The sequence below is a fragment of the Pseudomonas sp. N040 genome (assembly GCF_015637705.1).
Classification (GTDB): Bacteria; Pseudomonadota; Gammaproteobacteria; order Pseudomonadales; family Pseudomonadaceae; genus Aquipseudomonas.
Map to the genome: position 1 here is coordinate 379,666 of NZ_JADOBE010000001.1, position 24,381 is coordinate 404,046.

General features: G+C 64.6%; 22 protein-coding genes. 10 read left to right on the top strand and 12 right to left on the bottom strand.

Annotated features, from left to right (window positions below; genetic code table 11):
- The first annotated feature begins 10 nt into the window (after positions 1–10).
- Both ISX93_RS01765 and cysD read left to right on the top strand, forming a co-directional pair.
- The gene (locus tag ISX93_RS01765; RefSeq protein WP_195776965.1) at positions 11–820 is read left to right on the top strand and encodes a DUF6671 family protein; all 810 of its coding nucleotides are present in this window, start codon (positions 11–13) and stop codon (positions 818–820) included.
- A gap of 32 nt (positions 821–852) precedes the next feature.
- On the top strand, positions 853–1,773 hold the full coding sequence (cysD, locus tag ISX93_RS01770) for a sulfate adenylyltransferase subunit CysD (protein WP_229732008.1): 921 nt from the start codon (positions 853–855) through the stop codon (positions 1,771–1,773).
- Positions 1,774–2,155: 382 nt separating this feature from the next.
- Here the strand turns inward: cysD and ISX93_RS01775 are convergent, their stop codons facing one another.
- The 5 genes from ISX93_RS01775 to ISX93_RS01795 all read right to left on the bottom strand — a co-directional run bounded on the left by ISX93_RS01775 (position 2,156) and on the right by ISX93_RS01795 (position 7,705).
- Positions 2,156–2,533: a DoxX family protein gene (locus ISX93_RS01775; RefSeq protein WP_195776966.1), complete on the bottom strand. Its 378-nt coding sequence runs from the start codon at positions 2,531–2,533 to the stop codon at positions 2,156–2,158.
- Between the two features lie 108 nt (positions 2,534–2,641).
- On the bottom strand, positions 2,642–3,832 hold the full coding sequence (locus ISX93_RS01780; RefSeq protein WP_195776967.1) for an MFS transporter: 1,191 nt from the start codon (positions 3,830–3,832) through the stop codon (positions 2,642–2,644).
- Between the two features lie 237 nt (positions 3,833–4,069).
- A complete protein-coding gene (locus tag ISX93_RS01785) occupies positions 4,070–5,848 on the bottom strand; it encodes a Vgb family protein (RefSeq protein ID WP_195776968.1) in 1,779 nt (592 codons plus the stop codon).
- Positions 5,841–6,800 (bottom strand): SDR family oxidoreductase, encoded by a 960-nt coding sequence (locus ISX93_RS01790; protein ID WP_195776969.1) that lies wholly within the window; start codon positions 6,798–6,800, stop codon positions 5,841–5,843. Before ISX93_RS01790 ends, ISX93_RS01785 begins: the two co-directional genes overlap by 8 nt.
- Positions 6,797–7,705 (bottom strand): bile acid:sodium symporter family protein, encoded by a 909-nt coding sequence (locus ISX93_RS01795; protein WP_195776970.1) that lies wholly within the window; start codon positions 7,703–7,705, stop codon positions 6,797–6,799. The genes ISX93_RS01790 and ISX93_RS01795 overlap by 4 nt, the downstream gene beginning before the upstream one ends.
- 207 nt (positions 7,706–7,912) lie before the next feature.
- Here ISX93_RS01795 and ISX93_RS01800 point away from each other — a divergent pair, with 207 nt between their 5' ends.
- From ISX93_RS01800 to ISX93_RS01830, 7 genes are all read left to right on the top strand, one after another.
- On the top strand, positions 7,913–8,965 hold the full coding sequence (locus ISX93_RS01800; protein ID WP_195776971.1) for a DUF5924 family protein: 1,053 nt from the start codon (positions 7,913–7,915) through the stop codon (positions 8,963–8,965).
- 64 nt (positions 8,966–9,029) lie between these two features.
- Positions 9,030–9,395: a DUF2946 family protein gene (locus ISX93_RS01805; protein WP_195776972.1), complete on the top strand. Its 366-nt coding sequence runs from the start codon at positions 9,030–9,032 to the stop codon at positions 9,393–9,395.
- A gap of 136 nt (positions 9,396–9,531) precedes the next feature.
- Positions 9,532–11,859: a TonB-dependent receptor gene (locus ISX93_RS01810; protein ID WP_195776973.1), complete on the top strand. Its 2,328-nt coding sequence runs from the start codon at positions 9,532–9,534 to the stop codon at positions 11,857–11,859.
- Positions 11,860–12,133: 274 nt separating this feature from the next.
- Positions 12,134–13,276, top strand: a complete 1,143-nt coding sequence (locus tag ISX93_RS01815; RefSeq protein WP_195776974.1) for an ABC transporter permease — start codon at positions 12,134–12,136, stop codon at positions 13,274–13,276.
- A 20-nt stretch (positions 13,277–13,296) separates the two neighbouring features.
- Positions 13,297–14,073 carry an ABC transporter ATP-binding protein gene (locus ISX93_RS01820; RefSeq protein ID WP_195777190.1) on the top strand — a complete coding sequence of 259 codons (777 nt, stop codon included), beginning with the start codon at positions 13,297–13,299 and terminating at the stop codon, positions 14,071–14,073.
- A 1-nt stretch (position 14,074) separates the two neighbouring features.
- The gene (locus ISX93_RS01825) at positions 14,075–15,013 is read left to right on the top strand and encodes an MlaD family protein (RefSeq protein ID WP_195776975.1); all 939 of its coding nucleotides are present in this window, start codon (positions 14,075–14,077) and stop codon (positions 15,011–15,013) included.
- A complete protein-coding gene (locus ISX93_RS01830) occupies positions 15,010–15,636 on the top strand; it encodes an ABC-type transport auxiliary lipoprotein family protein (RefSeq protein ID WP_229731969.1) in 627 nt (208 codons plus the stop codon). The genes ISX93_RS01825 and ISX93_RS01830 overlap by 4 nt, the downstream gene beginning before the upstream one ends.
- On the opposite strand, the gene ISX93_RS01835 is transcribed toward ISX93_RS01830, so the two are convergent.
- The 6 genes from ISX93_RS01835 to ISX93_RS01860 all read right to left on the bottom strand — a co-directional run bounded on the left by ISX93_RS01835 (position 15,618) and on the right by ISX93_RS01860 (position 20,464).
- On the bottom strand, positions 15,618–16,844 hold the full coding sequence (locus tag ISX93_RS01835) for a nucleoside recognition domain-containing protein (protein ID WP_195776976.1): 1,227 nt from the start codon (positions 16,842–16,844) through the stop codon (positions 15,618–15,620). The two genes, ISX93_RS01830 and ISX93_RS01835, sit on opposite strands and share 19 nt — an antisense overlap.
- Positions 16,845–16,859: 15 nt before the next feature.
- Positions 16,860–17,711 (bottom strand): N-acetylmuramoyl-L-alanine amidase, encoded by an 852-nt coding sequence (locus ISX93_RS01840; RefSeq protein WP_195776977.1) that lies wholly within the window; start codon positions 17,709–17,711, stop codon positions 16,860–16,862.
- A 124-nt stretch (positions 17,712–17,835) separates the two neighbouring features.
- Positions 17,836–18,696 (bottom strand): endonuclease/exonuclease/phosphatase family protein, encoded by an 861-nt coding sequence (locus ISX93_RS01845; RefSeq protein ID WP_195776978.1) that lies wholly within the window; start codon positions 18,694–18,696, stop codon positions 17,836–17,838.
- Between the two features lie 10 nt (positions 18,697–18,706).
- Positions 18,707–19,336: a thiol:disulfide interchange protein DsbA/DsbL gene (locus tag ISX93_RS01850; protein WP_195776979.1), complete on the bottom strand. Its 630-nt coding sequence runs from the start codon at positions 19,334–19,336 to the stop codon at positions 18,707–18,709.
- Positions 19,337–19,518: 182 nt separating this feature from the next.
- Entirely contained in the window at positions 19,519–20,124 is a 606-nt protein-coding gene (locus tag ISX93_RS01855; RefSeq protein ID WP_195776980.1) for a c-type cytochrome, read from the bottom strand.
- A gap of 49 nt (positions 20,125–20,173) precedes the next feature.
- The gene (locus tag ISX93_RS01860; protein WP_195776981.1) at positions 20,174–20,464 is read right to left on the bottom strand and encodes a c-type cytochrome; all 291 of its coding nucleotides are present in this window, start codon (positions 20,462–20,464) and stop codon (positions 20,174–20,176) included.
- A 184-nt stretch (positions 20,465–20,648) separates the two neighbouring features.
- Here ISX93_RS01860 and yihA point away from each other — a divergent pair, with 184 nt between their 5' ends.
- Positions 20,649–21,284, top strand: a complete 636-nt coding sequence (gene yihA, locus ISX93_RS01865; protein WP_195776982.1) for a ribosome biogenesis GTP-binding protein YihA/YsxC — start codon at positions 20,649–20,651, stop codon at positions 21,282–21,284.
- Positions 21,285–21,509: 225 nt separating this feature from the next.
- Here the strand turns inward: yihA and polA are convergent, their stop codons facing one another.
- A complete protein-coding gene (polA, locus tag ISX93_RS01870; protein WP_195776983.1) occupies positions 21,510–24,350 on the bottom strand; it encodes a DNA polymerase I in 2,841 nt (946 codons plus the stop codon).
- Between the last annotated feature and the right edge of the window lie 31 nt (positions 24,351–24,381).

The following is a 24,381-nucleotide window of genomic DNA, read 5'->3' on the forward strand; positions in this document are numbered from 1 at the left end:
GGAGACAAAGATGCAGACACTGGCCTTTCTCACCAAACACGACAAGGCACCGCTGGTGGCTGACTGCCTGGCTGACATCGGCTTTGCAGTAAAGACCGTGGACAGCTTCGATACTGATCGGCTGGGTACTTTCAGCCGCGAAGTGGCGCGCACCGGCAGCGCCCATGAGACAGCCCTGACCAAGGCACGACTGGCCGCCCAACTGGCAGGAACGCGCTATGGCCTGGGCAGCGAAGGCAGCTTTGGCCGTGACCCTTACCTGCGCATGCTGCCCTGGGACAGCGAACTGCTGTGCTGGTGGGACGCCGAGCAGGGCTATGCGGTGTATGCCAGTCAGGGCGGCAGTGATACCAACTATGCCCAGCGCTGGGTCACCAGCCTGGAGGATGCCCGCGCATTTGCCAGCAAAGCCGGCTTTCCGGAGCATGCCCTGATCATCGGCCAGAGCGGCGATGGCGTTTTTTGCAAAGGCCTGCGGGACCCGGCGCAATTCGAGCAAATCGTCCTGGCCATTCTGCACACGCAGGACCGGGTCTGGCTGGAAACCGACATGCGTGCGCACCTCAACCCAAGCCGACAGGCATTGATCAAGCGCGCCGCCAATCAACTGGCCATGCGCCTGGCGATCAACTGCCCTGCCTGTCAGGCCGCCGGATATTCGGTGCAACAGCTGCAACCAGGACTGGCTTGCCTGGATTGTGCCCACCCGACCGCGCAGACGCTCAGCGAACTCTGGTTGTGCGGTGCCTGCGGTCACGCCGAGACACGTTACCGGACAGGGTTCGCCGAGCCTGGTCACTGCCCGCAATGCAATCCATGAATAAGGAAACCTCCATGCTCAAGCCCGCGCCAATGTCCTTCCCGCGCATGACCCACCTGCGCGCCCTGGAAGCCGAAGCCATGCATATCCTGCGCGAGGTCGTGGCCGAGAAGCAGAACCCCTGCCTGTTCTACTCCATCGGCAAGGACTCGACCGTACTCCTGCACTTGGCCCGCAAGGCGTTCTTTCCCGGTCCGATCCCGTTCCCGCTGCTGCACGTGGATACCACCTGGGAGTTCCGTGAAATGGGCGAATTCCGTGACCGGCTGGCAGCCAAACTGGGCCTGAACATGCTGGTGCATGTGAATCAGCAAGGCGTGGCGGCGGACATCAATCCGTTTTCGGTCGGCTCGGCCAAGTACACCGATGTGATGAAAACCGAAGCCCTCAAACAGGCACTGGATCACTACAAGTTCGATGCCTGCTTTGGTGGCGCCCGCCGCGACGAGGAAAAATCCCGTGCCAAGGAACGTGTGTTCTCCTTCCGCGACCGCCACCACCGCTGGGATCCGAAACAGCAACGGCCGGAATTGTGGAATCTGTACAACAGCCGGGTCGATCCGGGCGAGAGCCTGCGCGTATTTCCGTTGTCCAACTGGACCGAACTGGATATCTGGCAATACATCCATCTGGAGAATATCGAGATCGTCGACCTGTACCGCGCGGCCGAACGGCCGGTGCTGGAATGGCAGGGCACGCTGATCTGCATTGATGACGAACGCATCCTGCCGTACCTGAGCGCCGCCGAGCGCGCACGCATCGAAACACGCTGGGTACGCTTCCGCACGCTGGGCTGCTATCCGCTGACCGGGGCCGTGGAGTCAACGGCCCGCGACCTGCCGTCGATCATTCAGGAAATGCTCACCTGCACGACATCCGAGCGCCAGGGCCGGCTGATCGACCACGATCAGGACGGCTCAATGGAGAAAAAGAAAATCGAGGGGTATTTCTAAAGAGAGCGCGCGAGCGGCTGGCGGGCCGTTCAGGCGAGAAAATCGGCCATTAACAACGCGTGCAGAGCGTCCATGAGCCCCCTCCCTGGTCGAAGGTGTGCAAGCTGTAACTCCTACCTGGCGGTATCAGTGACCTGTGTGGTTAGTCCAGTTAGTCAATTTCGGCGTCCGCAGCCCCGATACTGCGTTACCGCTCCTCGCCATAGCCCTGCTATGCCTCGTCACGGAGCCTTGTTTCAGGACCACGGCCATCCGAACTTGAGTTAACCAACTAACCGTACAGGCCACTAACCGTCAGCGGGGCCCGGTGTTACGGGGCGAGCGCTGGTAAGCCCGAGCGTTTCACTGAACTACAAGATTTTTGCACGGTATGTCGCCCCGCCTAGCCGGCGCGCCGCGCATCCAGGCTGTAGGCCCCGGCGCCCTGCACGTAGAGCAGGAGAAAGCCGCCGGCGATGGCCAGGTTCTTCATGAACATGACCATCTGTACCTGGTCGGCGAAATTGCTGTGGAAGATCAGCGCCGCCAGCAGGCAGAAGCCGGCCAGCGCCAGCGCTACCCAGCGGGTCAGCCAGCCGATGATCAGCGCCAGGCCGCCACCAGCCTCCAGCAGGATCACCAGCGGCAGCAGCATGCCGGGCACGCCCATGCTTTCCATGTAACCCTGGGCGCCGGCATAGGCAGTCAGCTTGCCCAGCCCGGCCAGCAGAAACAGCTGCCCGAGCAACAGCCGGGCGAGCAGGGTGATTGCGTTGTTCATACACACCTCCAGTCACGGGAATGCCACTAGCAGTGGCCGGTTACCCCGGCCAGTACTCGACTGACCTTAGCAACAGCCTCGGCAGGCTGCGAATCAATGCAACCAGACTCAGGCGTAGCTGCGCAGCAGCCGCAAACGCCAGATCGCCAGCACAAACAGCAGCGACAGGATGCCACCCACCAGCAGCAGGCCATGATTAGCCGGCAGCACTTCCAGCAGCAGACCCGCACCCAGCCCGCCAGCGGCCGGAATCACCTGGCTGGTGACGGTGTAGATGCTCAGCAGGCGGCCGCGCAGTGCCGGTTCACTTTCATGCTGCAGCAGCGCTACCACCAGACTGATGGCGGTGCCGGCGCAGATGCCGTTCAGGCCCAGGCACAACAGCGCCGTGCCCAGGCTTTCACTGCTGGCCAGCAGGATCAGCCCGCCGCCGCTGATCAACGCGGCAATCAGCAGCACATGGCCCTGGCCAAAGCGTTTGGCCAGCGGCAAGGCGATGGCGCCGCCAATTAGGAAGGCCAGCGCCAGTGCGCCGAGAAACATGCCGCGCTGCATTTCCTGCAGATGCAGCACCTGCTGGGCAAAGCGCGGCAGCATGACCTGGATCGGGCCCATGGCCAGATAGATCAGGACGGCCGTGAGCAAAGCCTGCGTCAGCAACGGCGTACCCCGGGCATAGGCAAAGCCCTGACGGATGCGCTCGAACACATGGCCCTCGCCGCCCAGCGCCGGGACCTTGAGGCCGACCAGCATCAGGCTGGCCAGGCCAAACAGCAGCAAGCCGATCACCTGCACCGCGGTCCAGCCACCCTCGACCCGTGCCGCTGCCAGCAGCAAAGGCGCCAGACCAAAGCCAAGCATCACCAGCAGGTTGAACAGCACCGCCAGCCGGGCCTGTTGCAGGCCAGCCATGCGTCCGAGCAAGGCCATGCGTGCCGGCGCCAGCAGCGACCAGCCGATCCCGGTGGCGGTGGCGCCGAGCAGATACAGCTGCACGCCATAGACTTCGGCACGACTGGCTGCCGCCAGCAAGACCAGCGCGACAAAGAACGCGCCATGGGCAATCTGCGCAATGCGCTGCGGCGAGTACTGGTCGCACCAGGCCCCCGCCGGCCAGCCGAGCAGCAGCGGCACGCCAAAGCACAAACCAAAGCCGGCACCGGCCAGCGCATCACGCTGCCAGACATCCTGAGCAAACAGGATCACCGAATAGTTGGTCAGATGCCCGGCAAGAAAGCCGGCCAGACAGGAGATGAAAAAGCGCGTCAGTTCGGTGCGGCTGTAGGTCTGTGCAGGCAAGGGAGGCTCCGGGAATGAGTACAGCGCAGGGGTCACATGTAGGGTGGGTAACGGCGCAGCCTTACCCACCTTGCTCTGGTGGATAAGTCGCAAGCGACGTTATCCACCCTACAAATCTGGCTCCAGCGTTTATCGTCCCCTCACCCCTCCGGGGAGAGGGTTAGGGAGAGGGGAAAGCTGACCGGAGCCCCTCTCCCCAGCCCTCTCCCGCACGCGGGTGAGGGGGTTGGTGGCCAGTTACTTGCCGGGGGTGAGTTTGATCAGCGTCGGCTGGCCGTCTTCGATCTGCCAGCTGGGGAAGGCGCCGTTGGTTGTGTACACGCTGCCGTCTTTGGCAATTTCGATATCACGGGTAAAGGTCACCTTGCGCGTCATCGGGAAGGTCTCCCAGTCACCGCTGGCGATATCCAGCCGCATCAGGGTGTCGGAGGAGGTGCCGGTGACCCACACCTGCTGCCGCGCACGGTCGACGTTCAGCGCATAGGGCGTTTCCACGTTGTTCAGCGCGCTCGGCAGCGGGTAATCGGTGAAGCTGCCATCCGCCGGGGAGTAACGCACGATCTTGCCTTCCGGGAACGCGGTGATCCACACATCGCCCACGGCATCCACGCGCATGCGCCGCGGTGCCTGGAACGGCGTGTCGATGATCTGAACGCTGTCATCCTTGGGGTCGATCACGCCGATCGAATTGGCATGCAGGCGGGCGAACCAGACCTTGCCGTCCGGCGCGATATCGATGCCATAGGGCATCGGCATACCGGTGACACGCTGGTCGATCGGCAGCCAGTGCATCGGCAGGCCCCAGTTCATCAGCTTGCGCACCACATTACTCAGCGCCAGGCTGATCGATTCCTTGGTATCGCGCGCCGGCAGGGTATACAGGCGGAACTCGCCGGTCTTGCGGTCGAAGCGCGCCACCTGGTTGGACAGCGCCAGGGTGAACCAGACGTTGTCCTGCGCATCGATGCGCACGGTGTGCGGGTACAGGCCGTCTTCGAAGCGGTGCACCGTGAACGCCTTGGTTTCCGGGTCGAACTCGAACAGCCGGCGCTGCAGCGATGGCGTGATAAAGATATGGCCGTCCTTCGGCGATTCGGCGAAGGAGTGGATGCCGGCGGTGGTTTCCAGTTTCGGGAAGGTCTTCAGACGGCCGCTGAACATGCCGCCGATTTCATCGCCCGGATCAACCGGCGTCTTGTAGACCACGGCCTGGCCGGTCTGCGGATCAATCTCCCACAGGCGGTCCTGCAGGTTGTCGCCGACATAGATCTTGCCATTGGCCGCCAGTAGCAGGTCGTGCATCTGCGAGAAGGGGTCGCCGAGCGGCCATTCGGTGATGGTCGAGCCGGCCAGCTGGTCTTCCCAGGCCTTGGCCTTGAGCACTTTCTCCGGGTGCTCGCGCAGGTCGGTGTAACCCTTCTGAAAGGTCTCGATCAACAGCGGCTGCATCTCGCTGGAAGGCCGCGCGCCATAACCGATCATGCGTTGCAGAACCTGTTCCCACTCTTCCTTGCTGCGCTCGCGGCGCATAAAGAAGCTGCCCTGCTGGTGACAGAAGCCGCACTGCTCCAGCGCCGTTTTTTTAAGCTCTTCGTTGCCACCGAAATCCAGTGCGGCAAACCAGGCATTCGCCGGTTGCTGGGCGGCGAGGGCGGCTACATCGGTTTCCGCCTCCAGCTTCAGTTCCAGCCGCGCATTGCTGGCCACGGCGGTTTGCTGCAGATCCTTGTAGCCCGGCACCCGCACCCGCAGGTTCAGCGAACCCGGTTCCGGATAGGTGATGTGCAGCTGGCCATCGGGGCCGGCGAACCCGGTGATTTCCGGGCTGATGCGCTGCTCGGTGCGCTCGCGCGGGTAGCCATTATCGTCGGCGGCGGCGCGCAACGGCCGCTCGGCCTTGACGGTGACCATGGCCAGCGCCAGCGGCTTGCCGTCGGCGGCGGTGATGGTCAGATCCAGCGCACTGGCCGGCGCGGTGATGGCCAGCAAGGCCAGCGACAACAGACTCTTACGCATGTTTGACTCCCTGGGCATCAAGAAAGGCAATAAACGCCTCACGGCTGGTGTAGCGCGGGATGTAGCCGAACTCTTCCTTCAGTCGGCGGTTGGCCAACACCGGACGGTAGCGCAGGAAATCCAGCTGCTCCGGGCCGTACTGGGTCAGGCCGAGCGGCTTGAGCACGCGCAGGGCAAACTGCAGCAGGCCGGCGGGCAACGGGCGATAGGGCTTTTGCAATACACCGGCGATCTCGCGCAGGCTCAGTGCACCGTCACCGGCCAGATTGAAGATGCCGGAGCAGCCTTTTTCCAGACCCTTGGTGATGATGCTGACCACATCCTGGTCCCAGATGAATACGAAGCGGCTGTCGCTGCCGCTGATGCCCATCACCGCCTTCTTCTTGAACATGTCGGTGATCTGGTTGTTGACGTGCTTGCCGAGGATGGTACCCGGCCGCAGGATCAGCTGGCGCAGTTCGGGGTGCTTGACGCGGGCCGCAGCGAGCATCTCTTCCACTTCGCGCTTGTGCTTGGCGTAGGCGAACTGGTCATGCCCACGCAGCGGATCCTGCTCGTCGATCCACTCGGCGTTTTCCGGGTAATAACCGTAGGCCGCGCCGGAGCTGGTGACGATCAGTTGCTGCACACCATGCTCGACGGCTGCCTGCAGGATGCTGCGCGTGCCTTCGACGTCGATCTGGTGCAGCAGCGCCTCGCTCATGCCCGGCGGCGGGGTGACCACCGAGGCCAGGTGCACGATGGCATCCGGCTTGTGCCGGGCCACTGCGGCCATGACCGCTGCATGCTGGCTGATATCGAGCAGAATGCCCTCGACATTGCTGCGCAGGGCCTGCGCACTGAGCGGGCGAATGTCGCTGGCGATCAGCGTCCACTCCGGATGCTGCACGGCCAGGGCTTCCATAAGCTGACTGCCGATAAACCCGGCAGCGCCAGTGATCAAAACCTTCATGCCAAATGCTCCTTGTGTGGATGGGGCACGCGACCGCGCCAGATAAGAACCAGTAACAGACCGGAAACGATGTGCCAGGTACCCCAGAGCGCGGCGATCAACGCCATATCGGGCTGCGCGCCGAACTGGGTCAGAATCAGCCCCAGGGCCAGACCGGAATTCTGCATGCCGACCTCGATGGTCAACGCGCGGCGATCCGCTTCCGGCACACGCGCCAGTGTCGACGCGCCCCAGCCGAGCAACAGCGCTGCCGCGTTCTGCGCAATCACCAGCAGGAATACCAGGCCGATGCTTTCCACCAGCATCTGCCAGTTGGTATAGATGGCGATCCCCAGGAACAGCCCGAAGGCACTCATCGACAGGCGCTTGAACAACGGCAGGATCATGTGCGTGAAACGCGGAAACAGGTTGCCTACCAGCATCCCCGACAACAGCGGCAGCACCAGCATCAGGACCAGGCCCATGACAATGCCGCCGGAGTCGACGTTCAAGGCGCCCATCTCACCTTTGAGGAAAGCCGCCGTTTCCGGGTTGAGGCTGGAAATCAGCGCGAAATTCAGCGGCAGGGTGATGATCGCCAACAGGCTCGACACGCTGGTCACGCTGACCGACAGCGCGGTGTTACCGCGTGCCAGGTGGGTGATGATGTTCGACATATTGCCGCCCGGGCAGCACGCCACCAGCATCATGCCCAGCTCCAGGCCCGGCTTGAGGTCGAGGAACAGCGTCGCCAGCAGGGTCAGCCAGGGCAACAGCAGGCACTGGCAGACCAGCCCGATCAGCACCGAGACCGGGCGCTTGAGAACGAAGAGAAAGTGCGCCAGCTTCAGTTCCAGAGCCACGCCAAACATCATTGAAGCGAGCACCAGGCCAAGGACAACCTGCTGGCTTTCGTCGTAATTCATGGAAGGACTCTCGCGGGGGTATTGGCACTGCAGCAAGCGTAGTCCGCTCACACCAGCACCACAGTGGCCATAGCGGCCAAAGAGCATGGCCATTTGCGCCAGCCCCGGACAATACCGGCACCGTTAGTCGCGGCCCGGCACAACCATCTTCACGCCACGGCAGGCGCCCAGTATCCTGCCCACCCCCAACGGATTCCCTGCCCCACCATGCTGCACAAAGCCCCCTGGCTGGCGCAAAGCCGCCTTGCCATTTTCCTGCAGAAACAGCTGCTCGCCCTGATCGCCCTCAACCAGCGCTATCCGTGGGTGGTCGCCCTGTATGGCTTCCTCTCCGGGGTGGCGAGCTTCGTGATGGTCGACCGCCAGGCCCGGCTGGCCTCGCTGGTGGCCATCCTGATGCTGGCCAGCTGGCTGCTGCTGGTGCTGGAAAATGCCTTCAACCAGCACCTGGCGCGCTGGTTCGGCATCGAGCTGCCGTCCTGGCTGGCGCGCTTCGTCACCCAGATGATCCACCAGCAGAGCCTGTTCTTCGTACTGCCGTTCTTCGCCATGAGCACCACCTGGAACAGCGGCCAGCTGGTGTTTACCTGCCTGCTCGGCGCGGCGGCGCTGATCTCGATCATCGACCCGCTGTACTACGACTGGCTGGCGCCGCGCCGCTGGCTGTACCTGGCCTACCACAGCCTGACGCTGTTTGCCGTGCAGCTCACGGCGATGCCGATCATCCTGCACCAGACCACTGCGCAGAGTTACCAGCTGGCGCTGCTGAGCACCGTGCTGCTGGCGTTCCCGTCCCTGGTGGCCAGCCTGCAGCTACGGCGGCACTGGCGCTGGCTGGCAGTGCCGCTGCTGACCGCGGCACTGCTGCTGGCCGGCTGGCTGGCGCGGCCCTGGATACCGCCGGCGACGCTGCGCCTGAACGAGGTGGCGATCAGCCTGGCGCTGAACGACCAGGCCCGCGTACCGGGCCAGTCGCTGCAGCAGCTGAGTTCGGCCGACCTGCACCGCCAGGGCCTGTTCGCCTTCACCGCGATCAGCGCCCCGCGCGGCCTGGCCGAGCGCATCTACCACGTCTGGCGGCGCAACGGCGTAGAGGTCGACCGCATCGCCCTCGACATCCAGGGTGGCAGCAATGACGGCTACCGCGCCTGGAGCCACAAGCAGAACTTCCCGCAGCAGGCCGACGGCAAGTGGACGGTGGAAGTGGTCACCGATGCCGGACAGATGATTGGCGTGCTGCGCTTTGTGGTAAGCCCTTGACCTGCGTCAGTTGAGCGCAGCGCGCGCGGATTGCCGGCGCGCGTGCCGCTGGTAGACTGCGCCGATGTCGATGATCCGCCAGCAGCGCCCCGTGATTGCCCTGTTGCTGTACAGCTGCATGCTGTTCAGCAGCTTTGCCTGTGCGCTCGCGCATGGACAAAGCAGCGGCCTGCAACTCAGCGGCCTCGACCAGCGCCTGTGCAGCAGCAGCGATAGCGGCAACCCGCAACCGGCCCTGCCCGGCGCGCAGGCCATGCTCGAATGCCCGGCGTGCGCCAGCCACAGCCCGGTGCCTGCGGCCACGGGCGGCTGGATAGTCGATCTGCAGGCCTGGCGGCCGAGCCCGCCAGCAGCGTCCCCCACCCCGGTTGCAACCCTCCCGACAAGCGCCTGGCCCCCCGCCAGCCCGCGCGCGCCGCCGCTTTTCTAGCACCGCCCTGGCGGTCGCCGTGCGTCCGCCACCTCGCCCAGTCCCCGCTTGCGCCTGCCCGGCGACGCCCCTCCCGGCCGTCCCGGGTGCGCGCGCCACTGCGCGGCACTTCTGCTCCTGCACAGAGAACCAACCGATGAAATACCCGCTTTCCGCTTGCCCGGCCTGGCTGCTGGCCGGCCTGCTCAGCCCCCTGATCGAGGCCGCCGACCGCCTGCCGACGCCCCCCGCCACACCCGCCAGCACCGCCGAGGCAGCACCGCTGCTGATCACCCACGGTTCAGCCGCGGTGGACAAACCCCGGCCACCGGGCCCGCTGGCGCCGATCAATGCCCAGCAGGTCCCGCCCGCCACGTTGGACAGCCTGCGCCCGGCCAGCAGTGACAGCGCCACCCTGCTGCGCGATGTACCTGGGGTCAGCCTCAACGGTGCCGGCGGCATTTCCAGCCTGCCGGCCATCCGCGGACTGGGCGACGACCGCCTGCGCATCAAGGTCGACGGCATGGATCTGGTGGCATCCTGCCCCAATCACATGAACCCGGCACTGTCCTATATCGATCCGAGCAACGTCGGCAGCCTGACGGTGTTCGCCGGCATCACCCCGGTCAGCGTGGGGGGCGACAGCATTGGCGGCAGCATCATCGCCGACAGCCTCGACCCGGAATTTGCCGCACCCGGTGCGGACAGCATCAACCAGGGTGAAGTGGGCGGTTTCTACCGCAGCAACAACAATGCCCGCGGCGGCAATTTCTCCGCCACCCACGCTGAAGAAAACTTCAACATCAGCTACGCCAGCAGCTACAACAAGGCCGACAACTACACGGCTGGCGGCGACTTCAAGGTCAGCGAATCCACCGGCCGGGCCGGCAAGACCCTGCCACTGGATGAAGTCGGCTCGACCGCCTACGAGAACATCAATCAGATACTCAGCCTGGCCGTGCAGAACGACAACCACCTGCTCGAGCTGAAGGCTGGCGAACAGCATGTCCCCGAAGAGCTGTTCGCCAACCAGCGCATGGACATGACCGACAACACCCAGCAGTGGTTCAACCTGCGCAGCCGCAGCAACTTTGACTGGGGCGATCTGGAAGCCAGTGCCTACCACGAGAAGGTCGATCACTCGATGGACTTCGGCCCGGACAAGCGCTACTGGTATGGCGCAGCCTCCAACGTGGCCGGCGGCAACGGCAAGCCCTGCACGGTGTCCTACAACAGGATGACCTCCTGCGCCGCCGGCATGCCGATGGAAAGCGAAGGCAAGACCACCGGGGCCAAACTGCAGGCCAATATCGATCTGAGCGCCGCGGACCTCCTGCGCCTTGGCAGCGAATACCAGCGCTATCGCCTCAATGACTACTGGTCGCCCTCCGGCGCCGGCATGGGCCCGGACACCTTCGAGAATATCGACGACGGCGAACGTGACCGCACTGCGCTGTTTTCCGAGTGGGAATCCAGACCCGGCAGCGACTGGCTGACCCTGATCGGCGTGCGCTACGAAGCCGTACAGATGGATGCTGACGACGTCAACGGCTATGGCGCGCCGCCCATGGGCATGCCGATGGGCCCTGACGAGGCAGCCCAGGCCGCCGCCTTCAATGCCAGCGACCGTAGCCAGACCGACAACAACTGGGACTTCACTGCGCTGGCCGCCTACACCGTCGACAGCCATCTGGATGTGGAATTCGGCTATGCGCGCAAAGCGCGCTCGCCCAACCTCTATGAGCGCTACACCTGGGCCGGTGGCTCGATGGCGGCGATCATGAACAACACCGTCGGCGACGGTAACGGTTATGTCGGTGACATCGAGCTGAATCCGGAAACCGCCAACACCTTCTCCACCACCCTCGACTGGCACAGCGCCATGGGCGACCGCGAACTGCGCGTCACGCCGTTCTACACCCTGGTCAATGACTACATCGATGCCGTGGCCGCGCCTGACACGATGTGGGCCGCAGACCAGTTCAACGTCCTGCAATACGCCAACCAGTCTGCGCGCCTGTATGGCGTGGATGTCTCCGGCAAACTGCCACTGGCCAGCAACGAGCTGGGCAACTGGGGCTTGAATGCACTGGTGAATTACACCAACGGCAAAAACCGCGACACCGACGATGAGCTGTACAACATCATGCCGCTGAACGGCACCTTCGCCCTGACTCGGGAAGTCGCCGGCTGGAGCAACAGCTTCGAGGTGGTCGCGGTGGCTGCCAAGAATCAGACCTCGGACATCCGCAACGAAGTGCAGACGGCTGGCTACACGCTGTACAACCTGCGCGCCAGCCACAGCTGGGCGCAGGTGCGGCTGGATTTCGGCGTGGAAAACCTCACCGACAAGTTCTACTACCTGCCCACCGGCGGCGCCTATACCGGACAAGGCATCACCATGGGTATCAACAGCATTCCCTGGGGTGTAGGCGTACCGGGTATCGGCCGCTCGTTCTATACCGGGGTGAATGTGTCGTTCTGACGGCATGCACCGGTAGGGTGGAAAACGCCGCTCGCGGCTTTTTCACCGAGCGGGCAAATGGTGGATAACGCTGCGCGGCTATCCACCCACACGCCGCAATCGTTGCCTTGTTGGGCTTCGCTGCGCTCAACCCAACCTACGGAATCAGCGCGCCGGACGTAGATTGGGTTGAACCGCAACGCGGTGAAGCCCAACTGGCCGACATCACCGACGGTTCCGGATGACGGCACTCACACGGTGTTGCCGCTACTCAATCTCGGCTAACCTGTGCGCCATGCAAACTGTCACTCCCGCCGAACTGCTGCGGCTCGATCCATCCGGTGCTGCGCCCAGGCTGCGCATCAGCGGCGAATGGACCTTGCCCCATTACACCCTGCTTGAAGGGCAGATTGCTGCCTTGCGGCTGCCACTGCCTGCCGCGCAGACAATCGATCTGAGTCAATTACAAGCCCTCGATACCGCAGGAGCTGCGTTGCTGGTGCGCTTGCTCGGAGTCGAGCGTGCCCGCGCCTTGCTGAATCAACCCGAGAGCCTGCCGGCGGCGCGGCTGGCGCTGCTGGAAACGGTAGTCAGCGCACTGGAGAACGATCAGCCGGAGATGCCCGGCAAGCCAAGCCTGACGCCACTGCAAATGCTGGCCGATCTGGGCGCCAGCATGCAACGCTTTGCCGGGCAGCTGCTGGAGTTGCTCGGCTTTATCGGCCTGATCCTCGAAACCCTGCTGCGCAGCCTGCGCCACCCGCGGCGCTGGCGCGTCACGGCGCTGGTGGTGCAGATGCAGGCCACCGGCCTGAATGCGGTGCCGATCATCGCCCTGCTGACCTTTCTGGTCGGCTGCGTGGTGGCCTTTCTCGGCGCAACCGTGCTGGAACGCTTCGGTGCCAGTATCTACACCGTGGCGCTGGTGGCACTGGCATTTTTGCGCGAATTTGGCGTGCTGCTCACCGCCATCCTGCTCGCTGGGCGCACGGCCAGCGCCTTCACCGCGCAGATCGGCTCGATGAAGGCCAATGAAGAAATCGACGCGATCCGCACCCTCGGCCTCAATCCGATCGAGCTGCTGGTGCTGCCGCGGGTGCTGGCCCTGCTGGTGACCCTGCCGTTGCTGACCTTCGTCGCCATGCTCGCCGGCATCCTTGGTGGCGGTCTGGTCTGCCTGCTGACGCTGGATATTTCACCAACCCTGTTCCTCTCCATCCTGCACGATATCCCGGCACGGCATTTCTGGGTCGGCATCAGCAAGGCCCCGCTGTTCGCTTTCCTGATTGCCGCGATCGGTTGTCTGCAAGGTTTCCGCGTCCGCGGCAGCGCCGCTTCGGTCGGCGAGCACACCACCTCCAGCGTGGTGCAGTCGATCTTTGTGGTGATCCTGCTGGATGCCGTCGCCGCGCTGTTCTTCATGGAGATGCACTGGTGAACCCGCCCGCCGGCAACAACGTGATCGTCGAGGTGCGCGGCCTGTGCAACCGCTTCGGCCGCCAGGCGGTGCACGAGAACCTGGACCTGGATATCCGGCGCGGCGAGATTCTCGGCGTGGTCGGCGGCTCCGGGACCGGCAAGTCGGTGCTGCTGCGCAGCATCGTCGGCCTGCGTGCACCCAGTGCCGGCTCGGTCAGGGTGTTCGGCGAAAACCTGCAGGCCCTGGCTCCGCCGCAGCGCGCCCGGCTTGAACGGCGCTTCGGCGTGCTGTTCCAGCAGGGCGCGCTGTTTTCCTCGCTGAGCGTGGCGGAAAACATCGAACTGCCGCTGATCGAGCATGCCGGCCTGACGCGCCGGGACGCGGCCAGCCTGGCCCGGCTCAAGCTGCTGCTCGCCGGCCTGCCGGCCAGTGCCGGGGCCAAGTACCCGGCCGAGCTGTCCGGCGGCATGATCAAGCGGGCGGCGCTGGCCCGCGCGCTGGCGCTGGATCCGGACATCCTGTTTCTCGACGAGCCCACCGCCGGTCTCGATCCGATCGGCGCCGCCGCCTTCGACCAGCTGATCCTGACCCTGCGCAACGCGCTGGGGCTGAGCGTGTTCCTGGTCACCCACGACCTGGATACGCTGTACCGCATCACCGACCGGGTCGCCGTGCTGTCGCAGCGGCGCGTGCTGGTAGCCGATACGCTGGCGCGTGTCGCCGCCACCGACGACCCCTGGATCCAGGACTATTTCCACGGCCCGCGTGGCCGCGCCGCCGAGCAGGCAGCCGAACGGCTGCAGGAGCACAACTGAGATGGAAACCCGCGCCCACCACGTTCTCATCGGCCTGTTCACCCTGCTCAGCGCCGGCGCTGCCCTGCTGTTTGCCCTGTGGCTGGGCAAGTCGAGCCTGGACAGCAGCTATGACAACTACGTGATCGTCTTTCACGAAGCGGTCACCGGCCTGTCCAGCGGCAGCCCGGTACAGTTCAACGGGATCAAGGTCGGCGAAGTGGTGCGCCTGCGTCTCGACGCCGCCGACCCGAGCAAGGTGCTGGCGACCATTCGCGTCGCCGCCAGCACGCCGGTACGCAGCAACACGCGGGCCCGGCTGTCGCTGGCCGGGGTTACCGGTACGGCCTTCATCCAGCTCAGCAGCGGCGCCGGCGCCAGCCTGCCGCTGACCGCCGCCAAGGGCCAGCTGCCGCAGATCAGCGCCACGCCGTCGTCCATCAGCCGCCTGCTCAACGACGGCAGCGACCTGCTGGGCAAGATCAGCGAACTGCTGGACAACGCCAACCGGCTGTTCTCCGCGGAAAACTCGGCGAACTTCGGCAAGACCCTGAGCAATCTGGAACAGACCACCAGCGCCCTGGCTGCACAGCGCGAGGACCTGCATAAAGCCTTCGGTGACTTCGCCCGCGTCAGCGAGCAGGCCAGCAAGGCCCTGGAACAGGCGACCACGCTGCTGGCCAGCAGCAATCGGTTGCTGGAAGAGCAGGGCAGCAGCAGCCTCAGCGACCTGCAGCAGACCATGGCCGCCCTGCAGCGCAGCAGCGCCAGCGTGGAAAACCTGCTGAGCCAGAACCAGGGCGCGCTGAACCAGGGCCTGCAAAGCCTCGGCAGCCTGCAACCGGCGCTGGATGAGCTGCGCCAGACCCTGGCCAACCTGCGCGGCATCAGCCAGCGCCTCGAGGAAAACCCGGCCGGCTATCTGCTCGGCCGCGACCAAGCCAAGGAGTTTCAGCCATGACTGCGATGTCCAGCGTCCTGCGCCAGCTGGCTGCCATCGGCGCCCTGAGCCTGCTCGGTGCCTGCTCGATCCTGCCGAAAAGCCAGCCCGTGCAGGTCTACCTGCTGCCCGCGCAACTGACGGCGGCCAGCAAGGCCCCCGCAGTCAGCTGGTCGCTGCGCCTGAACACCCCGCAGGCCAGCCAGGCACTGAACAGCTCGCGCATCGCCGTGCTGCCCCAGGGCAACCAGTTCAGCACCTATGCCGCCAGCAGCTGGAGCGACCCGGCGCCGCGCCTGCTGCGCAACCACCTGCTCAACGCCTTCCAGGCCGATGGCCGGGTGCGCGCGCTGAGCACCGATGACGACAACCTGCAGGCCGACCTGCAACTGGGCGGCGAGCTGCAGGCGTTCCAGAGCGAATACCACGAGGGCAGCGTCAGCGTGGTGCTGCGCCTGCAGGCCCGGCTGGTCGACAACCAGCGGCGCATCCTCGCCAGTCAGCGCTTCGAGGTAATCCAGCCAGTCAGCGGCGACGCCGTTCCGGCGGTAGTCAGCGCCTTCGGCCAGGCCAGCGACCGGCTGGCCGCGCAGCTGCTGCAGTGGACGCTGGCGCAGGGCGCCGCTCAGCCAAAGAACCAGTAGCACACGCCGATTGCCGCCAGCACGCCGGCCAGGTCGGCAAGCAGGGCGCAGCCCACCGCGTGGCGGGCACGCTGGATGCCGACCGCGCCGAAATACACGGCCAGGACGTAGAAGGTGGTTTCGGTGCTGCCCTGGACCGTGGCCGCCACCAGCGCCGGGAAGCTGTCCACGCCGTGGGTCTGCATGGTCTCGATCAGCATGGCGCGCGCCGCGCTGCCGGAGAACGGTTTGACCAGGGCGGTCGGCAGGGCCTCGACAAAGCGCGTGTCCATGCCCAGCCCGCTGACCGCCCAGCGAATGCCGTCGAGCACTGCTTCCAGGGCGCCCGAGGCGCGCAGTACGCCCACCGCGCAGAGCATCGCCACCAGGTAGGGCAGCAGGCCCTTGGCCACCTCGAAGCCTTCGCGGGCACCTTCGACGAAGGCCTCGTACACGGGTACCTTGCGCAGCCAGCCACACAACAGGAACGCCAGGATCAGGCCAAACAGGGTGAGGTTGCCAAGCAGCGATGACAGGCTGGCCAGCGCGGTGGCGCTGAGGCCGGCGAGCAAGCTCATGAAGCCGCCGAGCAGCAGGGCGCCGGGCAGCAGGTAGGCCAGCACCAGCGGGTCCCACAGTTTCAGGCGCTGCATGAAGGCCACCGACAGCAGCCCGACCAGTGTCGAGGCGCTGGTGGCCAGCAGGATCGGCAGGAACACCAGCGTGGGGTCGACCGCACCCTGCTGCGCGCGGTACATGAAGATGCTCACCGGCAGCAGGGTCAGCGAGGAGGCGTTGAGCACCAGAAACAGGATCTGTGCATTGCTCGCCACGCTCGCACTGGGGTTGAGCTCCTGCAGCGCCTTCATCGCCTTGAGGCCGATCGGCGTGGCGGCGTTATCCAGGCCCAGGCCATTGGCGGCGAAGTTGAGGGTGATGAAGCCGAGCGCCGGATGGCCACGCGGCACGTCCGGCATCAGCCGCGCAAACAGCGGTCCAAGCAACCGTGCCAGCAGATCAACCAGGCCGGCTTTCTCGGCGATGCGCAAAAAGCCCAGCCAGAGGGTGAGGGTGCCAAACAGCAGGATCATCACCTCGACCGACAGCTTGGCCATGCCGAACAGGCTTTCCACCATGGCCGCCCACACCCCGGGATCACCACCGAGCCAGCGCGCCAGGGCGGCCACGGCGGCCACCACGAAAAAGCTCAGCCAGAGTCCGTTAAGCATGCCGGTTGACTCCCTTCAGGGTTGCCCTGCCGCGTTGAGGGCGGCGAGCAGGGCGGCGGTTTCTGCATCGGCCACGCCATCGTAGCGGGCCGGGCGGTATTTCATCTGGAACGCAGCGAGGACGTTGCGCGTCTGTTCGTCAAACTCGCCACTGAAGGCAATCGAGTAGCCGCTGGCTGCCAGTTGTTGCTGGAACCACAGGGCGTCTGGTAACGCCGTGGCGTATCCCGGCTGCAGCCTGGCCACCTGCTGCGCGTCCGGCCAGCGGATCAGCCCGGCGTCGGCCAGTTGCCGCCAGGGAAACAGCGGCCCCGGATCGACCTTGCGCTGCGGGGCAATATCGCTGTGGCCGACGATGCTGTCGATGGGCAGCTGGTGGCGCTGGCGGATGTCCTGGAGCAGGGCGATCAAGCGGTCGATCTGCGCCTGCGGGTAACCGTACCAGACGCGCCCCGCGGCGGTCTGGCGATAGCCCGGGTTGACCAGTTCGATGCCGATCGAGCTGGCATTCAGCCAGGTACGCCCGCGCCACTGGCTCTCACCGGCATGCCAGGCACGCCGCTCCTCGTCGACCAGACGGTAGATGGTCGGCGGCGTGGCGCCGATCAGGTAGTGGCTGCTGACGCCCTGGTCGGTGAGCATCTGCAAGGACTCCGGGAGATCGCTGGAGGTGTAGTGCAGCACGACGAACTGTACCCGGCTGTCCTGGCCGCGGGAGACATGCGTGGTGTCGATCGGCAAACCGCCACAGGCGGCGAGCAACAGCGTGCCCAGCGCGGCCAGCCGGACACGCCACGCGGGTGGCAGGCAGAACCGGCAGTGAGCGCGGGTGAGTTCAGCGGGCGGGGGGCTGGCAACGTTCAGCATGGGCTTGCCGCGGGTATCCATAAACAACGTCAAAACGATCCGAGCAGTCTAACTGGCCGGCCAGGCTTGTGCTGCGCCTCTTCAGCGCCAGGCTGCCGCTGGCGACCGCCGCGGGCCGGTCGATTCAATGGGCAGGCTGGAGTGCCCGGCGGGCAAACATGCTTTCCGGCAGGCGAATGTCCACCGCCACCGGCAGATGGTCGGAGATCGGCTGATCGAGCACGCGCACGCTTTCCAGGGTCAGTTCGGGGCTGAGCAGGATATGGTCCAGGCAGCGCTGCGGACGCCAGCTGGGGAAGGTGGCCGCCAGCTGCGGCGCCAGCAGGCCGAGGTCGCGCAGCGGCGAGTACAGCAGCAGGTCGGCCACGTGGGTATTCATGTCGCCCATCAGCACGATATGGCGATAACCGCCAATCAGCTCGCGGATGTAGGACAGTTGGCGGGTGCGCGCGCGACCGCCCAGGGCCAGGTGCATCATCACCACCGCCAAGGCATTGTCGCCCTCGCCCAGGCGCATGAGGATCGCCCCGCGTCCAGCCGGGCCGGGCAGCGGATGGTCTTCCAGCGCGGCTGGTTGCAGCCGGCTGAGCAGGCCATTGCTGTGCTGGGCGAAGCGTCCGTAGTTGCGGTTGAGCTGCTGGTACCAGAACGGGAAGTTGCCCAGCTGGGCGAGGCGCTCGACCTGATTGACGTAACCGGAACGCAGGCTGCCGCCATCGACTTCCTGCAAGGCCACCAGGTCATAATCGGCCAGCAACCCGGCGATCCGCTGCAGGTTGAGCGAACGCCCGGCATGCGGCAGCAGGTGCTGCCAGCCACGGGTCAGGTAATGATGATAACGCTCGGTACTGATGCCGACCTGGATGTTGAAGCTGAGCAGGCGCAGGTGCCCATTCGCCGGGAGCCCGCCCAGCGGTGTGCAGTCCGCGTTGATCCGGGCGCTGCACGGTGCAGCCACCCTTTCCGGCATCCAGCGTCGCAACATCGCTTGGCCCTTATTCCGCGGCGCGTTCCCGGTTGATCAACTGGTCAGCTACGTCCAGTGCCTGCTCAGGGCCACCTGCCATGCCTATATCGAAACGGTACTTGCCATTCACCACCAGCACCGGCACCCCGCTGATCTGGTAGGCCGCAGCCAGCTTCTTGGCTTTTTCCACCTGCGCCTTCACGCCAAACGAGTTGTAGGCCTTGAGGAAGGCGTCCTGATCAACGCCCTGGGTCGCCAGGAACTCAGCCATTTCTTCGGGGGTTGCGAGCTTCTTGCCGTCCTTGTGGATGGCCTCGAACACGGCCGCGTGGACCTGTTGTTCGACATTCATCGATTCCAGCGCCAGGAACATCTGCCCATGCACGTTCCACACGCCGCCAAACATGGCCGGGATGCGCACGAAATGTACGTCTTCCGGGAGTTTATCGACCCACGGATTCAGGGTTGGCTCGAACTGATAGCAATGCGGACAGCCATACCAGAACATCTCGACGACTTCGATTTTCCCCGGCACCGCTACTGGCACGGCACTGCCCAGCTCGATGTATTGCTTGCCTTCCTGGATTTCTTCGGCTTGCGCCGACAGGCCGAACAGACTGACACCCGCCAGGGCGAGGGAGAGGATCAATTGACGCATGGGGTACTCCTGATAAGTGGGTGCGGCTGACGGCAAGCTTGAGTGAGACAAAACCGCCGGGGAAAGGTTCGCTCATTCTAGGCGTTGTTAAATCCCGGATGCGAGCAATCCGCCAACTCGGTGCAATTCTTCTGGACAAAAAAAGGTGGCCGAAGCCACCTCTTTTGCTGCATCAGCAACGCTTAGTGCAAGCCCTGGATGTAGCTGGAGATCGCGGCGATATCCTTGTTGCTCAACTTCGCAGCGATGGCACGCATGGTCATGGTATCGCCATCGTTGGTGCGGTTGCCCTCGCGGAAATCCGTCAACTGCTTGGCCACATACTGGGCATGCTGACCGCCAAGACGCGGAAAGCCGGCCGGCGCATTACCCGCGCCATTCGGCGAATGGCAGCCGCTGCAGGCCGGCATGCCTTCGTTGAGCTTGCCGCCGCGATACAGCGCCTGGCCAGCCGCCAGCAGGGCCGGATCGGTTGCGCCAATGCTCATCGACTGGCTGGAGAAGTACGCCGCCATGTCTGCCATGTCCTGCTCGCTGACATTGGTCAGGATCCCGGTCATTTCCAGCACCTGGCGATTACCAGCCTTGATGTCCTGCAGCTGCTTGAGCAGATAACGCTCGCCCTGGCCTGCCAACTTCGGGAAATTCGGTGCAGCACTGTTGCCATCCGCACCATGGCAGCCAGCACAGACCGCCACTTTCGCCTGACCTGCAGCGGCATCACCAGCAGCCTGGGCCACGCCGGTGATGCCAAGGGTCAACAGCAGACTCACGAGTAGTTTGTTCATCAACTATTCCAACTACGGCTAAGGGTATGAATTCGGTTTGGAGGGACGCTTACTTGGACATCCAGGCAATCACTGCCTCGTAGTCTTCCGCGCTGCAGTCCATGCACAGGCCGCGCGGCGGCATGGCATTGAAGCCTTCGGTAACGTGCTTGACCAGCGTCGGCATGCCCTGCTGCAGGCGCGGTTCCCAGGCAGCCACATCGCCCTTCTTCGGCGCTTGCGGGAGCTGCCCGTTGTGGCACATGCCACAGGACTTGTTGAAAATTGCTTCTGGATCCGCTGCGGCCTGAACATTCGCAGCCAACAGCAAAGCACCTGCAGCGATTAGCATTTTTTTCATGGTCACACCTCATCGGGGGGAAGCAGAGAGATCCGGTTACTGCCGCGCAGGTCAGCCATTGCAGCGCTAGCACACAGGCTGTCGGGATAAAGCGCGCACAAATCCTGTGCCATTATATACTGGCCTCGCTTAAACGGAAACGAAACTACCCTCTGCGACGCTGCGTCGCATCCGCGGAACCCCAATGTCCATCAAGAATCCGATACTTGGCCTGTGCCAACAGGCCACTTTCATGATCAGTGCCGCCAAAGTCGACCAGTGCCCGAACGACGAGGGCTACGAAGTGGCTTTTGCCGGCCGTTCGAATGCCGGCAAGTCCAGCGCCCTGAACACCCTTACCCACGCCAGCCTGGCGCGCACCTCGAAGACGCCCGGGCGCACGCAGTTGCTGAACTTCTTCCGGCTGGATGACCAGCGCCGCCTGGTCGACCTGCCCGGCTACGGCTATGCCAAGGTGCCGATCCCGCTGAAACTGCACTGGCAGAAACACCTCGAGGCCTACCTGAGCAGCCGCGAAAGCCTGCGCGGGCTGATTCTGATGATGGACATTCGCCATCCGCTGACCGACTTCGACCGCCTGATGCTGGACTGGGCCTCGGCCAGCGGCATGCCCCTGCATGTATTGCTGACCAAGGCCGACAAGCTGGCGTTCGGGGCGGCCAAGAACGCCCTGCTCAAGGTGCAGCGGGACATTCAACAAGGCTGGGGCGAGGATGCCAGCGTGCAGTTGTTTTCCGCGCCGAAGCGCCTGGGCATCGATGAAGCCCTGGCGGTGCTGGCGAACTGGATGGAACTCGGCGCGGAAGCTGCTGCCGAGTAACCCGCAGCAATCCGCAGGCAAAAAAAACCCGAACTTCGATGGGGAGGGAAGTTCGGGCTTCAAAATCCGCACCGCCTGCGCGGTCGGAATCTGCCAACACATGAATCACCAAAGGAGAAACGAATGGCCTCAGCAGCCATTCAAAATTTCTGACCGGGGTTCTTTGTGCAAGTTCCGCGCAGCAGCGAATTATTTTGCCGAGCGCCCGTTCGACCACGCAGGCACTCAGTGCGCCTCATCCCAGTTCTGCCCGACACCCGCAGCCACCAGCAGCGGCACCGAGAGTTCGGCGGCCTGGCTCATCAATCGGCAGACACTTTCGCGCACCTGCTGCAGCAGATCCTCGCGCACTTCCAGCACCAGTTCATCGTGCACCTGCAGGATCACCTTGGCGTCCAGGCCGCTGTCCGTCAGCCAGCGATCCACGCTGACCATGGCGCGCTTCATGATATCCGCCGCCGTGCCCTGCATCGGCGCATTGATCGCCGTGCGTTCGGCGGCCTTGCGCAGGGCCTGGTTCTTCGACTGGATCTCCGGCAGATACAGGCGCCGCCCGAACAGCGTCTCGACATAACCCTGCTGTGCGGCCTGCTCGCGGGTGCGCTCCATATAGGCCAGCACACCGGGATAGCGGTGGAAGTACACGTCGATGTAGGCCTGCGCCTGCTTGCGGTCGCAGCCGATCTGCTTGGCCAAACCGAAGGCGCTCATGCCGTAGATCAGCCCGAAGTTGATCGCCTTGGCGCTGCGCCGCTGGTCGGGCGTGACCTGCTCCAGTTCAACGCCAAACACCTCCGCCGCGGTTGCCCGGTGCACGTCCAGATCGTGCCGGAAGGCGTACAGCAAGCCTTCGTCCTGGGCCATGTGCGCCATGATGCGCAGTTCGATCTGCGAATAGTCGGCCGCCACCAGCTTGTAGCCGGGCGGCGCGATGAACGCCTGGCGGATGCGCCGTCCTTCGGCGCTGCGGATCGGGATGTTCTGCAGGTTCGGGTCGCTGGACGACAGCCTCCCTGTGGCAGTGACCGCCTGATGGTAGGAGGTGTGGATGCGCCCGGTGCGCGGATTAATCTGTTCCGGCAGGCGGTCGGTATAGGTGCTCTTGAGCTTGCTCAGGGTGCGGTACTGCATCAGCACCTTGGGCAGCTCGTAATCCTGTTCAGCCAGTTCCGCCAGCACCGCTTCGGCGGTCGAGGCCTGGCCCTTGGCGGTCTTGCTCAGCACCGGCAGGCCAAGCTTTTCATAGAGGATGGTGCCGAGCTGTTTGGGCGAGCCGAGGTTGAATTCCTCGCCGGCGATGGCGAAGGCCTGGCGCTCCAGTTCGACCAGCTTGTCACCCAGCTCGACGCTCTGTTCGCCGAGCAACCTGGCGTCCACCAGGGCGCCCTGGCGCTCGATGCGCGCCAGCACCGGCACCAGCGGCATCTCGATCTCGGTCAGCACCCGGGCCAGCGGCGGCACGGCCTGCAGCTGCGGCCACAGCGTCTGGTGCAAGCGCAGGGTGATATCGGCATCTTCGGCGGCATAGGGCCCGGCCTGCTCGATGGCGATCTGGTCGAAGGTCAGCTGCTTGGCGCCCTTGCCGGCAATCTCTTCGAAGGAAATGGTCGTGTGATCGAGGTACTTCAGCGCCAGCGCGTCCATGTTGTGGCGGGTGGCGGTGGAGTCCAGCACATAGGATTCGAGCATGCTGTCGAAAGCCACGCCCTGCACGTTGATGCCATTGGCCGGATCGCCGCCAATCGCGCAGTTGGCCAGCACATTGATGTCGTACTTGGCGTGCTGGCCGAGCTTGGCCTTGTGCGGGTCCTCCAGCAACGGCTTGAGCGCATTCAGCACCTTGTCGCGATCCAGCTGCGCTGGCACACCCATATAAGAATGGGTCAGCGGCACATAGGCCGCCTCGCCAGCGGTGACCGCGAAGGACACGCCGACAATCTGCGCCTGCTGGGCATCCAGGCTGGTGGTTTCGGTGTCGAAGGCGATCAGTTCGGCCTGCTGCAAGCGGTCAAGCCAGAGCGCAAAGCGTTCGCCGTCGAGAATGGTTTCGTAGTGCTCGCTGACTGACCTGCTGGCAACCGCTTCCGCGGCAGCCGGCGCAGGTGCGGCAGCCTCCGGGCCGGGCGACTGCAACAGCTCGAACAGGCCCGCTGGTGGTGCTTGCGCGGCCTGCACCGGTGCCGCGAGCGCCTCCTGCGGCAAGGCCTCCAGCCAGCTGCGGAATTCCAGCTGGCGATACAGCTCGGCCAGCGCCGGCGCATCGACCGGGCCCATGTGCAGCGCCTCGATCCGGATATCCAGCGGCACATCCAGCTTGATCGTCGCCAGCTGGTAGGACAGGTAGGCCATCTCGCGCTGCTCGAGCAGCTTCGCCGGCAGGGTCTTGGCGCCGCGGATCGGCAGCTCGGGGACCTTGTCGAGGTTGGCGTAGAGCACATCCAGCCCGCCACCCACACCGACCAGCAGGCCCAGCGCGGTTTTCTCGCCGACCCCGGCGACCCCGGGGATGTTGTCGGCCTTGTCGCCCATCAGTGCCAGGTAGTCGATGATCAGCTCCGGGCCGACGCCAAACTTGCCCTTGACGCCCTCGACGTCGTAGACGCTGCCGGTCATGGTGTTGACCAGGGTGACCAGTGGGCAGACCAGCTGGGCCATGTCCTTGTCGCCGGTGGAGATCACCACCGCGCGGCCCTCGGCGGCGCACTGCCGGGCCAGCGTGCCGATCACGTCATCCGCCTCGACGCCCTCGATGCACAGCAGCGGATAACCGAGGCCGCGCACGCAGGCATGCAGCGGCTCGATCTGCACGCGCAACTCGTCGGGCATCGGCGGCCGATGGGATTTGTAATGCTCGAACAACTCGTCACGAAAGGTCGGGCCCTTGGCATCGAAGACCACCGCAAAGGGACTGTCCGGGTACTGCTTGCGCAGGCTCTTGAGCATGTTCAGCACGCCCTTGACCGCGCCGGTGGGCAGCCCTTTGGACGTGGTCAGTGGCGGCAGGGCATGGAACGCGCGGTACAGGTAGGAAGAACCGTCCACCAGGACGAGGGGCGCAAGACTCATGAGCGAGATCAACCATTCAGGGTGTCGGGAG